The sequence below is a fragment of the Xanthomonas theicola genome, from assembly GCF_014236795.1.
Lineage (GTDB): Bacteria > Pseudomonadota > Gammaproteobacteria > Xanthomonadales > Xanthomonadaceae > Xanthomonas_A > Xanthomonas_A theicola.
The window spans coordinates 78,296-93,702 of sequence record NZ_CP049017.1 but is presented as its reverse complement, the minus strand read 5'-3'; the positions used below and the strand labels follow the sequence as shown (position 1 = coordinate 93,702).

The following is a 15,407-nucleotide window of genomic DNA, read 5'->3' as shown; positions in this document are numbered from 1 at the left end:
TCATGCGCGGCCGAACAGCAGCGAGCAGTTGTTGCCGCCGAAGCCGAAGGAATTGTTCATCGCGTAACGGACCTGCGCCTGTGCATTGTCGAAGCGGATCTGCGGGCCGCACTCGGGATCGGGGCGCTCGCTGTTGAGGGTGCCGGGGAGCAGGCCGTCGCGCAGCGCCAGCAGCGCGAACACCGACTCGACGATGCCGGCCGCGCCCAGCGTGTGCCCGGTCCAGGCCTTGGTCGAACTGGCATGCAAGGTGGCCGGGAACAGCGCGGCCACCGCGGCGGCCTCGATGCTGTCGTTGGCCGGGGTCGCGGTGCCGTGCAGGTTCAGATAGCCGACGTCGGCGGCATCCACGCCGGCGCGTTGCAGCGCGCCGCGCATCGCCAGCCGCGCGCCCAGCCCCTGCGGGTGCGGCGCGGACATGTGGTGCGCGTCGCTGGATTCGCCGTAGCCGCACAGCAGCGCCAGCGCCGGCGCCGCAGCGCTGGCATCGGCGCGCTCCAGCAGCGCGTAGCCGCCGGCTTCGCCCAGCGACAGGCCGACCCGGCGCACGTCGAACGGCCGGCACGGCTCCGGCGACACCAACTGCAGCGCGTTGAAGCCGAACAGCACGCTGCCGCACAGGCTGTCCACGCCGCCGACCAGGGCCGCGTCCACCACCCCGGCGGCGATCAGCCGCGCCGCCTGCGCGAATACCTTGGCGCTGGACGAGCAGGCGGTGGCGACGGTGATGCACGGGCCGCGCAGGCCACTGGCATGGCGCACGAAGTCGCCCAGCGAGTGCGGAGTGTGCACGATCGGCCGTCGCAGCTCGGCCGGGAAGCACGCGCCCTCGGCGTCCTGGTCGAGCCGGGTATAGGCCTCTTCGCTGGCGCCGATGCTGGACGTGGACGTGCCCATCACCACCGCCACCCGCTCGGCGCCGTGGCGCTGCGCGGCGGCGGCGACCGCGAGGTGCAGGCCGTCCTGCCGCAGCGCCAGCCACGCCAGGCGGTTGTTGCGGCATTCCCATTCGGCCAGCGCCGGCGGCAACGGCGAGGTCTCCAGCGCGTCCACGCGGCCGATCCAGCAAGGCAGCGGCTGCACGCCGAAATCGTTGCGGCGCAGGCCGCTGCGGCTGTCGCGCAATGCCGCGGCCTGGGCCTGCAATCCGCTGCCCAGCGCGGTGGTCGCGGTATACGCACGGATCGCGACGGGCGCCATGCGGGGCGACGGGGACGCTTCGGTCACGCGATGTTCCGTAAAGGGCGCATCGCGGGAGTATATCGGCGCAGTCGGCAATCCCGTGAAGCGTGCGCGCCCACGCTGAACGTGAACGGGTTCCCGCGCCACTCGATGCGGCCTGGGCGGCGCGCTTTCGCCGCTGGCGCATTTCCTCCACAATCGCTTGCCTTTCCACGCCAGGCGCACGCCACGGGCATGCAAGCCTACGTCTACAAAAGCCAACCCAAGCCGGACACCTATCTGTATCTCGCCAAGCGCGACGACGTCGGCTGCCTGCCGCCGGCGCTGCTGGCGTCGCTGCAGCCGCTGGCGTTCGTGCTCGAGGTGGCCTTGACCGCCGGGCGCAGCCTGGCCCGCGCCGACCCGGCAGCGGTGCGCGCCAATCTCGCCGGCTGCGGCTTCCATCTGCAATTGCCGCCGCTCCCCGACGGCCGGACCGATCGACACGATGACTGATTCCCCGTTCCGCGCGCGCGCTCCGTGGACCGCCGCCGCGCTGGGCGCGCTGCTGGCCTTGGCGGCCGGGTTCGGCCCGCTGGCGGCGGCGTTGGGCACGTGGCTGGCGCAGCCGGCGTTCGCGCTGGCGCTGTCCTGGCATCGCGGCAGCCGGCCGCGGCCGGCCAGCGTGCAGGCGCTCGGCCGCGAGCTGCTGCCGTTGCTGGCGCTGTGGGCCGGCGGGCTGGTGTTGGTCGCGCTGCTGGTGGCCTGGCCGCTGGCGGCGCTGCGCGACAGCGGCAGCCTGGCCGCGGCGCTGGCGCTGAGCGTGGCGGCCAGCGCGGCCCTGCTCGGGGTGTGGCGCACCTGGCCGCTGTGGCACGGCAGCGAATGCGCGGGCGGCGCGCTGGGGGCCCGATGGCAGGCGCTGGCGCAGCAGGACGTGCAGGCCTGGCGCGGCCTGGCGGTGGCGGCGCTGGTGCTGGCGCTGGCCGGCATCGGCGTGTTGCTGGCCTGGCCCGGGCTGCTGGCCGCCGCCGCGCGCTGGCCGCTGGCACTGGCCTATGCGCTGCTCTCGCCATTGCTGCATGCCGGGCTGCAGCGCGTGGCGCCGCCGCAGGCGCTGCCGTCGCCGCCACGGACCACTTCGGCGGACCTGTTCGCCGAACTGAGCGCCAATGCCGCGCCGCGCGAGGACGACGTACCGCCGCCGGCGGACGAGCTGCATGCGGCGCTGTACGCCGCCGCGCGTGGCGGCCGCGTCGATCGCGCGCTGCAGCTGCTGCACTCCGGCGCCGACCCGCACGCGTTGCCGACGCCGGAGTGGCGCGACCAGCGCAGCCTGCCGGTGCTGGCCGCGGTGCTGCCGGACCTGCGCCTGCTGCGCGAACTGATCGTGCGCGGGGTGGACGTCAACCAGCCGCACCTGGGCATGACCCCGCTGCTGGCCGCGACCCGCGACAGCTGGCACGGTCGCCCCGAGGCAGTGATGACCCTGCTCGCCAACGGCGCCGATCCGCGCGCCAGCGACAGCGACGGCAACACCCCGCTGCACCACGCCGCACGCAGTTCCGACCCGGGCGTGGCCGCCTTGCTGCGCGATGCCGCGGCCGAACTGGACGCGCTGAACCGCGACGGCCTGACCCCGCTGGCGGTGGCCTGCCACGTCGGCAACTGGCGCATGGCCAAGTTCCTGCTCGAGCGCGGGGCCAAGCCCGAACCGGCCGACGGCAGCCCGGTGCTGCTGGCCTCGGCCGGCACCGAGGAAGACGATCCGGCCGGCGTGCAACTGCTGCTCAAGCACAAGGCGCGGGTCGATGCGCGCGACCGCCAGCGCCGCAGCGCGCTGCACGAGGCGGCGCAGGCCGGGCACGTGGAGATCGTCGACGCGCTGCTCGGCGCTGGCGCCAACCTGGAAGCGCGCGATGCGCTGGGCCGCACGCCGTGGCTGGAAGCCGCGCGCCATGGCCGCGTCGCGGTACTCGAACACCTGTTGCCGCACAAGCCCGACCTCGCCGCCGTCGATGGCGACGGCCGCAACGCGGTGCTGCTGGCCTGCACCGCCGACCAGGTCTCGCCGGGCCTGATCCGGCGCCTGCTGGAGTTGGGCATCGCGGCCGCACAGGCGGACCAGAGCGGGCGCCGCGCGGTCGACCTGGCCGCCGAGGCCGGGCGCTGGGCGATCGTGTCCGCGCTGGACCCGGACTACCCCCTGCCGGCCGCGGTCAGCGACGGCCAGGGCGAGGTCGGCAGCGCCAGCCTGCCCGACCGGCCGCCGCTGGAACTGCTGCGCGACGGCCTGCAACGGGGCCAGCGCGACGGCCTGGCGGCGCTGGCGCGGCTGTGCGCGGCCGAGGAACTGGGCGCGCTGCTGCACGATGCGCAGCTGGCGCTGAACCCGCAGGCAGTGGACTGGCTGCTGGCGCATGACGCCGCGCCGGACGTGCTCGACGCCTGCGGCGACACGCCGCTGTTCGCGCTGCTGGCGCGCGGCGTGGACGCGGTGCCCAGCCTGCAGGCGATGCTGCGCCATGGCGTCTCGCCGGCCGGTCGCGGCGGCCTGACCCGGCTGCTCGCCGCCTGCGCCCAGCACGACCACGCCTCGCGCGCGCTGGAGCAGTTCGCATTGGACCTGCTCGAACGCGGCGCCGACCCGTTCGCGCCGTCGCCGGCCGGCGATCCGCCGCTGTCGCTGGCGGTGCGCCTGGGCTGGCTGCGCCTGCAACTGCAGTTGCTCGAACGCGGCGCCGACCGCGAGGCGCGCGACAGCCACGGCATGACCGCACTGCATCTGGCCGCCGCGCTGGGTCGCGAAGCCTCGCTGAAGCTGCTGATCCAGCAGGGCGCCTCGCCCGAAGCGCGCGCCGCCGACGGGCAGACCCCGCTGGGCGTGGCCCTGGCCAGCGGTCGCCGCGACCTGGCCGACTGGCTGGACTGGCGGACCTGGCCATTGCCGCAGCGGCCGCTGTGCGAGGCCGACCTGCCGGCCGCGGCGATGGTCGGCGACGTCGGCGCGATCGGCCGCCTGATCGACCTCGGCCTGGCCGTGGACGCGATCGACGCGCAAGGCTGCACCGCGCTGCTGCGCGCCGCCGGCGGCGGCCACGCCGCGGCGGTGGACCTGCTGCTGGCGCGCGGCGCCGACCTACAGCACGCCGCGGCCAGCGGCGCCACGCCGCTGTCGGCGGCGGTGAGCATGCGCCAGACCGGCATCGTCTCGGCCCTGCTGGACGCCGGCGCGCAGATCGAGCAGCGCCTGCCCGGCGGCGTCACCGTGCTGATGCTGGCCGGCGCGCTGGGCCTGCCGGACATCGCCGCGCGGCTGCTGGCGGCCGGCGCCGACGTGCATGCCGGCGACGCGCAGCAGCTGGCGCCGCTGCATTGCGCCGCGCTGTACGGGTTCACCGCGCGCGACAAGACCCGCCTGCTGGCGCTGCTGGACACCTTGTTGCTGGCCGGCGCCGAAGCCGACCGCAGCGCCGGCGGCGGGGTGACCCCGCTGCTGCTGCTGCTGGGCGCCCGCGCCGAGCCGGGCACCGCCTGCGAAGAGCCGGTGGTACTGGCCGGGGTGGAGCGCCTGCTCGACGAAGAGGTGAGCCTGGACGTGCAGGACCCGCGCGGCTTCGGTCCGCTGCACCTGGCCGCGCTGCACGGCCTGCCGCTGCTGGTGCAGCGCCTGCTGCGCGGCGGCGCCGACCCGGACCTGCGCGACACCCTGAACCGCCCGCCGCGCGAGATCGCGCTGATGCGCGGCTTCATCGACGTCGCCGCCCAGTTCCAGCCGCCGCTGCCGGGCGTGTCCTCGATGGCCCGGTTCCTGCGCGAGAGCCGCTGAGGGGCCCCGGTCGCGTGCCGTTGCCATGCGCCGGCGCGGGCGCACCACCGCATTGGACACGCCCCCGCGCGCCCTGCCGACCAACGCCATCGCCACGGCGCACCGCCGCGGGGAAAACACCGCGCCCACCGCCGTGGTACTTGCGGTAGCGGCCGGGCCGCGTTAGAACCGCACTCGCCGTGGAGGACCCGCGGCACCCGGGCCAGGAGGCATCGTCATGACCAGCACCACCGGCATCGCCGCGCTGCTGGCGGCCACCGACGCGCAGGGCCGGGTCGATCCATTGGCCTACGAAGCGCAACGCCTGATCCTGCGGCACCAGGGCCTGGGCAGCGTGGACGCGGCCGCACTGCTGCGCGACCTGCCGGCTGCGCCCGGGTTCACCGCCTTCGACCGCGGCGCGTTCTTCTCCGCCATCGACCGACGCCTGGACACTGCGGCGGAGCGGCAGCGCTTCGCCGCGGCGCTGGACGCGGCCAATCTCAGCGACGGCTGGCTGGAACGGCTGGGCGAACAGGTCGCCCAGGCCGGCGGCCAGGCTTACGACGGCGCCCGCAACGCGGTGCGCTGGGCCGACACCCAGGTCAGCGCCGGCCTGGCCGCGGCGCAACGCCGCACCCGCGACACGGCCGCCGACCCTGGCGCGGCGCCCGCCCTGCGCGCCGCGGCCCAGGCCGGCAGCGGTCTGGTCGGCGACGTGCAGCTAGGCCATGGCTTCGTCACCGGCGGCGCCGCACACACGCTGTCCACGCTCGGCGAGACCGTCGATCTGGTGCGCATGGCCACCCGCCTGGCCACCGACCCGAACTACCGCGACGTGGGTGGTCGGCATGGCCCGCCTCTACGCGGACGAAGTCGCCGCCGATCCGCACAAGCCGATCGACCAGGCCCGCAGCGCCGCCACGCAGGCGCTGCAGCAGTGGCAACAGGGACTGGCGCAGGCGCAGCGCGACGGGCGCGAGCGCGCGTACGTGGGCCGCGCCGCCGGCGCGGCCGGGGTGGAGATCCTGGCCACGCTGGTTCCGGCGGGCAAGCTCGGCAAGGCCGCGCGGATCATGGAGGACATCGCCCCGCGTGCGGCGGGCGAGGCGGGCGAAGGCCTGGCCGAGGCCGCGCGCGCCGGCACGCGCGGCCACACCGATGGCGCGCATGCCGCCGAGCGCCGCGCCGTCCTGTCCGGTCGCGCCGGCGCCTACGCCGAGGCACTGGAGGAAGCCGGCCCGGCCGCCCGGCGCGGCGGCGCGGCCGACCAGCCCACGCAGCAACTGCTGCGCGGGCTGGTCGGCCAGGCGCGCCAGGACGGCCACCTGGACGACCTGATCCGTGCCGCCCACGCCGCCGACAACGTCGAAGGGCTGTTGCGCAGCGGCAAACTGGCGCCGCGCGAACCCAACGCCATCCTCAAGCGCAGCCCGGACGTGTTCGACGGCAGGATCGACTTCCCGACCGCGCTGGACCACAGCATCCAGCGCGTGGACCTGGCCCGGCTCGGCACGCGCCAGCTCGGCGACATCGGCGAAGCGGTCCAGACCCATGAACTGGTGCGCCAGCGCTATACCGACATCCTCGCGATCAAGAACCGCTCCGGCCACGGCATCGATCTGGTCGGCCGCAACCCCGGCGGCGAACTGGAGTTCTTCGAGATCAAGACCTCGGCCAAGGGCATGGCGCCGGCGCAGCGGGGGGATCCGGAACAGTTCGTGGCCAAACGGATCGAACTGGCGATTCGTGCAGAAAAACACTGGGATCCAAGGAACACGATTCCCGGGTTGAAATTGGTCGCTCAGGATGTGAGCCGTAGATCGGCCCAGAGGCCGAGAACATCAACGCCAAATGGTGCAGTTGAACCTGAGCCGCACACCCGACTCGCCACGCCTGCAGATCGAGCGCACGGTGGAGCCCTGGGTCAAGCCCGCGCCGACCCTGCCGACCCCGGGCGACGCCGGCCACCCCGACCATGCCGCGTTCTAGACGATGCTGCGCACGGTGCGGGTCATGGCCGCTGGGACGCGGCGCAGAGCCGCAACATCGCGGCCAGCCTGCTGGAGGCATACAAGGCCGACCCGTTGTGCCGATCGGTGGACGCGGTGCGCATCGGCGGTAGCGCGCAGGCGCCGCTGGTGTTCGCGGTGCACTCGCCGTTCGGCGACAAGGCCCCGCACTTCCACGTGCGGGTGGGCGCCGAGCAGGCCGCGCAGCGCCCGGCGGCGGAGCGCTTCGCCCTGGTCCAGCAACTGAACCGGCAGCGGGCGCTGGCCCAGGACACCGAACAGCAGCACCTGGCCCAGCGCGGCCCGAGGATGAGTTGATGGCGACCGGCAAGGCCACGCGCGAGCTCCGCACGGACGTGCCGGCATGGCATCCCTCAGTGAAGAAGACCTTCAAGCAATGCCTTCATTTGGACTGAGCGTGCGCTCAAAGACGACGAACCTGAGCGCTGTTTCGAGAAGATACATGATTATCTGGCATCGCCAGATCCTGTGTCGGGCAAGCTTTGGCTGGATCTGAGCTGGGCCGGCCACGCCTATGCCATGCAGGCCTGCGCCCTCAGCGGCCAGGGCCGCCTGGAGGACCTGGCCCAGCCGCTGCGCTGGGCGGTGGCGATGCGCTCGATCGCGTTCCGCTTCGAGGCGGCGGTGAGCCTGGCCTGGACCACCGGGCGGCAGCCGCTGCTGCCGCTGTGGACCAGCATAATAAGGTGGCGGCCAGCGCGATGCTCTCGGACCGGGAGGCGGCCGCGGCCGGGGCGCACTTCCTGATCCTGGTCGCGCACAAGGATCAGGCCTTGAAACCGGACCAGTGGCGCCGCGACGGCTGGGGCAAGGGGACCAGCGATGCGTTCCTGATCTTGCTGTTCGCGCAGGTCTTCGGCATCCCCACCCACTACCGGCCGGTCAATCCGCTGATCCCCGAGTACCAGGCGGTGCTCGACCGGTGGCGCGGCCGCGACGAAGCGGCGTTCCGGGCCGCGATGCAGGCGGCCGCCGACTGGCGCATCACCCGCAGCAAAGGCAGCACCGAGCGCACCACCTACGAATTCGATGAAAGCTTCAATGGCGTCTACCCCGCCGAACTGCTCGCGGTGCAGGCGCTGCGCCAGCGCGAGGGCATGGCGCACGTCGACACCGGGCACTTGCTGATCGACACGCCGTGGACCATCCTGCGCGCCCTGCCCGCGTGCGCGCCGCACCCGCTGGCCGTGGCGGTGGAGCAGCGGGTGCGCCACGACTATCCGGACTTCCGCTGAGCCAGGGCGCAACAGCGCCTGCGGCGTGAATCGCAGCGCACGCGCGTCCTGCCCGCGCGGAGGCATGCCGGTGGCTGCCGCCGTCAGCTTTTGCAAACATTCGTCATGGGAGACTGCGGGATTGGTGCGTCGATTCGCACCGGTAACCGAGGAGCGGCACGAATGGCGGCGCGTATCGAAGACTATGCCATGCTCGGCAACTGCCGCAGCGCGGCGCTGGTGGACCGGCATGGATCGATCGACTGGCTGTGCCTGCCGCGCTTCGATTCCGACGCGCTGTTCGCGGCGCTGCTGGGCACCCCGGAGCACGGCCGCTGGGCGATCGCGCCGGTCGGCGCGTTCCGCAGCACCCGCCACTACCGCGACGGCAGCCTGGTGCTGGAGACCGAGTTCGAGACCGACACCGGCGCGGTGGCGGTGCTGGACTTCATGGTCGCCAGCCACGACGACGAACTGCACAACCACGTGGTGCGCATCGTGCGCGGGCTGCGCGGCCGCGTGCCGTTGCGCATGCAGCTGCAGCTGCGCTTCAACTACGGCCGCACCATTCCCTGGGTGTCGCAGCTCGACGGCGGCATCCAGGCGGTCGCCGGGCCCGACCAGATCGCGTTGCGCAGCCCGCAGGCGATGCACGGCCACGGCTTCGCCACCGAGGCGGAGTTCGCGCTGGAGGCCGGCGACAGCACCTGGTTCGTGCTCAGCCATGGCGCTTCGCACCTGGAGCTACCGCCGCCGCTGGCGCCCGAGCAGGCGCTGGCGCAGACCGAGGCGTTCTGGCATGGCTGGTCGCATCGCTGCGCGCACGCCGGTCCTTGGACCGACGCGGTGCGGCGCTCGCTGGTGGTGCTGAAGGGGCTGAGCTACCTGCCGACCGGCGCGATCGTCGCCTCGCCCACCACCTCGCTGCCGGAACGCCTGGGCGGCGAGCGCAACTGGGACTACCGCTTCTGCTGGCTGCGCGATGCGGTGTTCACCCTGACCGCGCTGCACGCCGCCGGCTACTCCGACGAGGCCGCCGCCTTCCATGGCTGGCTGCAGCGCACGGTGGCCGGTTCGCCGGACCAGTTGCAGGCGCTGTACGGCATCGGCGGCGAACGACGCATGCCCGAATGGGAAGTGGAGTGGCTGCCCGGCTACGAAGAGGCGCTGCCGGTACGCGTGGGCAACGCCGCCGCCGGCCAGTTCCAGCTCGACGTGTACGGCGAAGTGATCGCCGCCTTCCACCGCGGCCACCGCGAAGGCATGGCGACCGCGGTGCATGGCCGTTCGCTGGCGCGGCAGCTGCTCGAGGTGCTGGAGCAGCGCTGGCGCGAGCCGGACGAAGGGATCTGGGAGATCCGCGACCAGCGCCGCCACTTCGTGCATTCCAAGGTGATGGCGTGGCTGGCGTTCGACTGCGGCGCGCGCGACGGGGTCACCGACGCCGATGCCGCGCAGCGCGCGCGTTGGCGCGGGCTGGCCGACGCGGTGCATGCGCAGGTGCTGGCGCAGGGCGTGCACCGCGACGGCCATTTCGTGCAGAGCTACGGCAGCGAGCGGCTGGACGCGGCGACCCTGCTGATCCCGCTGGTCGGGTTCCTGCCGGCGGACGATCCGCGCGTGGCCGCCACCGCCGACGCGATCGCGCAGCGGCTGAGCGTCGACGGCCTGGTCGAGCGCTACCGCGCCGACGACGCCAGCGGCGACGGCCTGCCGGCAGGCGAGGGCACTTTCATCGCGTGCAGTTTCTGGCTGGTGGAGAACTACGCGCTGCTCGGCCGCGTTGCGCAGGCACGCGCACTGTTCGAGCGGCTGCTCGGGCTGTGCAACGATGTTGGCCTGCTGGCCGAGGAATACGATCCGCGCAGCGGGCGCATGCTCGGCAACTTCCCGCAGTGCTACTCGCACGTGGCATTGGTCCACGCGGCGTTGCGCCTGCATGGCTTACTCGGCGAACAGGAAACCCATTCATGAGCGATGCGACACAAGCGACTCCACCCTGCCTGATCGTGGTCTTCGGCGCGCGCGGCGACCTGACCCGGCGGCTGGTGCTGCCGGCGCTGTACAACCTGCGCCGCAGCGGCGCGCTGCCCGAGCGGTTCGCGCTGATCGGCGTGGACCATGGCGACATCAGCGAAGCCGGCTGGCGGCGCCTGCTAGGCGATGCGCTGCGCGGCCTGGTGGCCGACCGCGACGCCGAGTTCAAGGCCGACGGCCTGGACGAAGACGTCTGGAACTGGCTGCGCACGCGCCTGCACTATCTGCGCGGCGACTTCGCCGACGTGGCGACCTACCGCGCGCTGGGCGAGGTCATCGACAAGTACGACGCGCAGTACCAGACCGGTGGCAACGTGCTGTTCTACCTGGCCACCGCCGCGCGCTTCTTCGCCCCGGCAATCGAGCAGCTGGGCGCGGCCGGGCTGGTCAAGCAACGCGCCGGCGGCGGCTGGCGCCGGGTGATCGTGGAAAAGCCGTTCGGCCACGATCTGCAGAGCGCACAGGAACTCAACGCGGTCGTCGGCCGCGTGCTCGACGAGGACCAGGTGTTCCGCATCGACCATTTCCTGGGCAAGGAAACGGTGCAGAACATCCTTGCCTTCCGCTTCGCCAACGGCCTGTTCGAGCCGGTGTGGAACCGCGACCGCATCGACCACGTGCAGATCACCGCCGCCGAGACCATCGGCGTGGAAGGCCGCGGCGGCTTCTACGACCCCACCGGTTGCCTGCGCGACATGGTGCCCAACCACCTGTTCCAACTGCTGGCGATGATCGCGATGGAGCCGCCGGCGGCGTTCACGCCAGCCGCGATGCTGCGCCGGCGCGCCGAGGTGATCCAGGCGCTGCGGCCGCTGACCCCGGCCGACGTGGTGCGCGGCCAATACGCGGCCGGCGCGATCGGGCGCGACGCGGTGCCCGGCTACCGCGAGGAAGACACGGTGCCGGCCGACTCCGAGACCGAGACCTACGTGGCGATGAAGCTGCAGGTCGATACCTGGCGCTGGGCCGGCGTGCCGTTCTACCTGCGCACCGGCAAGCGCCTGCGCGAGCGCACCACCGAGATCGCGATCCGCTTCAAGCCGGCGCCGCTGGCGCCGCTGCGCAGCGCCGAGATCGGCGGCTACGGCCCCGACTGGCTGGTGCTGCACATCCAGCCCGACGAGGGCATCTCGCTGCAGTTCGACGTCAAGCGCCCGGGCGCGCGGGTCAGCCTGGCGCCGGTGCGCATGGACTTCCGCTACCGCGACTGGTTCCCGAAGGAATACACGGTCGGCTACGAGCGCCTGCTGCAGGACTGCATGCACGGCGAGGCCGGCCTGTTCCAGGACGCGACCATGGTCGAGGCCGCCTGGCGCATCGTGCAGCCGGTCCTGGACGCGTGGCAGGCCCCGGTCGACGAGGTAGCGCAGTATCCCGCCGGCAGCGCCGGCCCGGCCGCGGCCGACGCACTGCTCGCGCTCGACGGCGCGCGCGCCTGGCGCCCACTCGCGCCGGGACGGCGGCCGCCATACCGGCGCGCCGCGGAGGGCGGCGCGCAACCGGGCAAGAAGCCCAAGAGCGCCAAGCAGGCGACTCGAGGCAGGCGAGCGTCCTGAAACCCGATGCCGCGCGTGTGCGTGGACTGCGCGGCGTTGCGGCCGGCTTGGATTGCGACGTCCCCCCAATTTTGAGTAGCGCCCCGGTTTGGAGTCCAATCCCCGCCGATCAGGAGATTGGACATGAAGAAGCGTTTCAGCGAAGAACAGATCATCGGCTTCCTGCGGGAGGCTGAGACCGGCGTGGCGGTCAAAGACTTGTGCCGGCGGCACGGGTTCAGCGATGCCTCCTTATGACCTGTGGCGCAGCAAGTTTGGCGGGATGAGCGTGCCCGATGCCAAGCGCCTGAAGGATTTGGAGGCCGAGAACACGCGTTTGAAGAAGCTGCTGGCCGAGCATGTGTTTGAGAACGACCTGATCAAGGATGCCTTGCGAAAGAAGTGGTGAGCGCACCGGCGCGTCGTGCGCTGGTGCGTGATTGGAAGGACAAGGGGCTGAGCGAGCGACGGGCCCTTGCTGTGATGTGCATGAGCGCCAGCGCGCTGCGTTATACGCCGGCCCAGGACCGCAATGTGGAGCTGCGCCGGCGGATCGTGGAGCAGGCGTATCGGCACAAACGCGACGGTGTGGGAATGATCTATCTCAAGCTCCGCCAGGAGGGCTGGCTGGTGAACGACAAGCGCGTGGAACGGCTGTATCGGCAAGCGCAGTTGCAGGTGCGGCGGCGCAAGCGCAACAAGGTGCCATGGGGCGAGCGCCAACCGTTGCTCAGGCCCGAGGCCGCCAACCAGGTGTGGTCGATGGACTTGGTGTTTGATCGCACCAGCGAAGGCCGAGCGCTCAAGTGTCTGGCCATTGCCGATGATGCGACCCATGAGGCGGTCGCGATCGAGGTCGAGCGGGCCATCTCGGGGCATGGCGTGTGCCGTGTCCTGAACCGCCTGGCCGTGAGCCGCGGGCTGCCGCAGGTGATCCGCACGGACAATGGCAAGGAGTTCTGCGGCAAAGCGATGGTGGCCTGGGCACACGAAGGTGGCGTACAGCTTCGTCTGATCCAGCCAGGCAAGCCCAACCAGAACGCCTACATCGAGTCGTTCAACGGCCGCCTGCGCGAGGAGTGCCTCAACGAACACTGGTTCCCAAGCCTGCTGCATGCACGGACGATCATCGAAACCTGGCGCAGGGAGTACAACGAGGAACGGCCCAAGAACGCACTGTGCGGGCTGACGCCCGCCGCCTACGCCAAACAGCTGGCCAACACCGATATCATCAACCCCGGACTCTAAACCCTGCCGCTACTCAAGGCGGGGGGATGTCGGGAGACACTGTTCATCATCATCATATTGGAGCGTTTGGTCCAGCTCACGACACTCGCCTTAGCGAGCGCGCGAAGATTAGCCAGAATATTAAATTTGCCAAGCATCCTACTATTATCACTTCCACAGTAGCGAGAAAAAACAGAAAAAACCATGCAATGTCAACAGGCCAGCATCCACTATCTTTATTCCATCTATTGACTCAACTTTCGTTGACAACGATAGGCCAAACCTCACAATAAAATAAATGGCTCAATATATAATAGGAATAAACAAAACTATATTTTTCTTAGAGTCTTCATGCCGTGATCGAAGATAGCTGCACAAGGGGAAACCAATCCATATTGCAAACATCGCCGCGAAAAATAGATAGACGAAAAAGGCACGCAACATTACATCTTTCGGCCAAAAAAATAATTTATTAATGCCGCAAAAAAATAGAAGAAAAAGTGGCAATAAATAGGCGGAAAACCTTCATGCTACTTGCCTCCCGGCGCAAATTCTGAGCCTGACATCGTTGGATACCAAGGAGCAGCAATGTTTTGATCAACCGTTCCCCATAGTGACCTCGAAACCAGCACTTACTGCCCCTGCGGTACCCGCTTCCCGAACGATTTAGGTCGGCCCCCTTGAGTTATCAAAATTAATGGACCTGGCTTTATCCGACTTGTGATAAGTCAACAAGCAGATCACAATGAATTCCGAACTCTGGCACTGGATCCATGCCTAACATTTCTTCAAAATATTGACTTCCGCCAACATGCTCGATAGAGAAGACATAACCATTAACCGCCCAGACTTTTGAAATCAAACGCTGCGATGCGAGGTCAAGTGTCACTTTCGCAATTAGCAATTCTTCTGTCTTGTTCGGAAACGCCATAGCCGGATCAAGACGTACCTTTCCATTTCGCATGCGATAGAAATTCACTTCCACTCCATTCGGCAGGCGCTGCACCTTGTTGATTGACCCAACCTGCCTGTCCCAAAGCACTAAAACATGCACATCCAAGCGCGCCCTGACTGCATTGAGAATTAATTTCTCAAGGGCAGACAACGATGCTTTGTTGCCAAATAGGATGGATAATATCGCCCTCATTACGAACACCCACAGCCATTCGCAGCACTTGCCCCTGCCACCGCTCCACCGGCGGCAGCACCAGTATAAACGCTGGGAAGACGAACCAACTGCTGAGTTAGCCGGCTAGGCATCGGATTTAGTGCCTTCCAAGCTCTAGGCATAAATCGGTAACGATAAGGATCAGATAGGGCATGCGTTACTGTAGACACGTAATTACCGTTCCACAAAGAACGCGGGCCTCCCATCCTGTTGGGAATCCAATGCGAGAACTCCATGCCTGCCTTCTTACCTGCGGAGCGCCAGCCAGTCGCGCCGCCAGCGGCAAAGCCATACGCAATGCCTGACCACTCTCCGGCAGAGTATCCACCTGAGCACTTATTTACGGCATCGTTGGTTCCCATTTGGTCACGCACCCAATCCGTCGCACCAAACGAGATGGTGTCTCCAAATCCAGCCGCAAAATCCACCACTCCTTGATTGATCGGATCACCCCACGCCCACAGACCTAACGGATCAATATACATTGTAGGAGTGCCGTCGGCGTAGGCATACGCATTCAATCCCCCCGTCAACCCAATCGGATCCTCACTCACGAACCGCCCCCACTCCGGCCGGTAGTACCGCGCCCGGTAGTAGTACAGCCCGCTCGCGTCCTTCTCCCGACCGGTGTACTGGTACGGGTTCGTGTAGGCCGTGCTGCTCTGCGTGGTCGTGCCGTACGGGTCGTAGTCGTAGCGCTGCACGGCGTTACCCGCCGCGTTGGTCAGCAAGCGCGTGCTGCCCAGCCGATCGGTCAGCAAGTAGGTCCGCCCGCCCGTGTCGTTGCGCGCGTAGCGCTGGTCGATGCCCAGGCCGGTCAGGAGCGGGTTGACTGTGTCGCCCTGGGTCTCCTGCACCGCGTCCAGGCCGTCGTACAGGTACTGCGTGGTCGTGCCGCCCTCGGTCTTTTCGATGCGCCGGCCCAGGCCGTCGTAGCGGTAGCTGGCGATCATGGATCAATATACATGGTAGGAATACCATCAACATAGGCATACGCGTTCAATCCCCCAGCCAACCAATTCCGTCGCCAAAGGACTTTTTGCATTGATCATCGCCTAGAAAATAGTATTAACATCGAACACCCGAACAGGATAGACCCTGGCACCCACAGGAATACAGGATTGAACCCTATCAAAGGAAGAGATACAATTGAACCAACAAAGAAACCAATCGCAAAAAAGAAGAACAAATAAATCTTGATAGTGAACCCACCAAAAATTCCCG

General features: G+C 69.0%; 10 protein-coding genes and 2 pseudogenes. 8 read left to right on the top strand and 4 right to left on the bottom strand.

The annotated features are described in order from the left end of the window. Positions 1-1,200 (bottom strand): beta-ketoacyl-[acyl-carrier-protein] synthase family protein, encoded by a 1,200-nt coding sequence (locus tag G4Q83_RS00420; RefSeq protein ID WP_128420437.1) that lies wholly within the window; start codon positions 1,198-1,200, stop codon positions 1-3. Between the two features lie 216 nt (positions 1,201-1,416). On the opposite strand from G4Q83_RS00420, the gene G4Q83_RS00415 reads away from it, so the two are divergent. Together G4Q83_RS00415 and G4Q83_RS00410 are read left to right on the top strand one after the other, a co-directional pair. Further along, positions 1,417-1,677, top strand: coding sequence for a YcgL domain-containing protein (locus G4Q83_RS00415; RefSeq protein WP_128420424.1), 261 nt, complete (start codon positions 1,417-1,419; stop codon positions 1,675-1,677). Beyond that, on the top strand, positions 1,670-4,990 hold the full coding sequence (locus G4Q83_RS00410; protein ID WP_128420423.1) for an ankyrin repeat domain-containing protein: 3,321 nt from the start codon (positions 1,670-1,672) through the stop codon (positions 4,988-4,990). The genes G4Q83_RS00415 and G4Q83_RS00410 overlap by 8 nt, the downstream gene beginning before the upstream one ends. Positions 4,991-5,693: 703 nt before the next feature. On the opposite strand, the gene G4Q83_RS23970 is transcribed toward G4Q83_RS00410, so the two are convergent. Then, positions 5,694-5,822, bottom strand: a complete 129-nt coding sequence (locus tag G4Q83_RS23970; protein ID WP_281401985.1) for a hypothetical protein — start codon at positions 5,820-5,822, stop codon at positions 5,694-5,696. On the opposite strand from G4Q83_RS23970, the gene G4Q83_RS00405 reads away from it, so the two are divergent. The 6 genes and pseudogenes from G4Q83_RS00405 (at position 5,821) to G4Q83_RS00385 (ending at position 13,036) form a co-directional block, all read left to right on the top strand. Continuing rightward, on the top strand, positions 5,821-7,299 hold the full coding sequence (locus G4Q83_RS00405) for a hypothetical protein (protein WP_246432215.1): 1,479 nt from the start codon (positions 5,821-5,823) through the stop codon (positions 7,297-7,299). The genes G4Q83_RS23970 and G4Q83_RS00405 overlap by 2 nt on opposite strands. A 171-nt stretch (positions 7,300-7,470) precedes the next feature. Then, entirely contained in the window at positions 7,471-7,749 is a 279-nt protein-coding gene (locus G4Q83_RS22765) for a hypothetical protein (RefSeq protein WP_246432214.1), read from the top strand. Further along, positions 7,704-8,237 (top strand): hypothetical protein, encoded by a 534-nt coding sequence (locus G4Q83_RS22760; protein ID WP_246432213.1) that lies wholly within the window; start codon positions 7,704-7,706, stop codon positions 8,235-8,237. The genes G4Q83_RS22765 and G4Q83_RS22760 overlap by 46 nt, the downstream gene beginning before the upstream one ends. 162 nt (positions 8,238-8,399) lie before the next feature. Further along, on the top strand, positions 8,400-10,190 hold the full coding sequence (locus G4Q83_RS00395) for a glycoside hydrolase family 15 protein (protein ID WP_170069165.1): 1,791 nt from the start codon (positions 8,400-8,402) through the stop codon (positions 10,188-10,190). Beyond that, positions 10,187-11,800 (top strand): annotated as a pseudogene (gene zwf, locus G4Q83_RS00390) (glucose-6-phosphate dehydrogenase); the annotation flags it as partial. The gene G4Q83_RS00395 and the pseudogene zwf, both read left to right, overlap by 4 nt. Before the next feature lie 132 nt (positions 11,801-11,932). Beyond that, positions 11,933-13,036: pseudogene (locus tag G4Q83_RS00385) on the top strand (IS3 family transposase). A gap of 688 nt (positions 13,037-13,724) precedes the next feature. On the opposite strand, the gene G4Q83_RS00380 reads toward G4Q83_RS00385, so the two are convergent. Both G4Q83_RS00380 and G4Q83_RS22755 read right to left on the bottom strand, forming a co-directional pair. Then, positions 13,725-14,120, bottom strand: a complete 396-nt coding sequence (locus G4Q83_RS00380) for a hypothetical protein (RefSeq protein ID WP_128420421.1) — start codon at positions 14,118-14,120, stop codon at positions 13,725-13,727. Positions 14,121-14,161: 41 nt separating this feature from the next. Next, the gene (locus tag G4Q83_RS22755; RefSeq protein WP_246432211.1) at positions 14,162-15,136 is read right to left on the bottom strand and encodes an RHS repeat-associated core domain-containing protein; all 975 of its coding nucleotides are present in this window, start codon (positions 15,134-15,136) and stop codon (positions 14,162-14,164) included. Positions 15,137-15,407 lie beyond the last annotated feature (271 nt).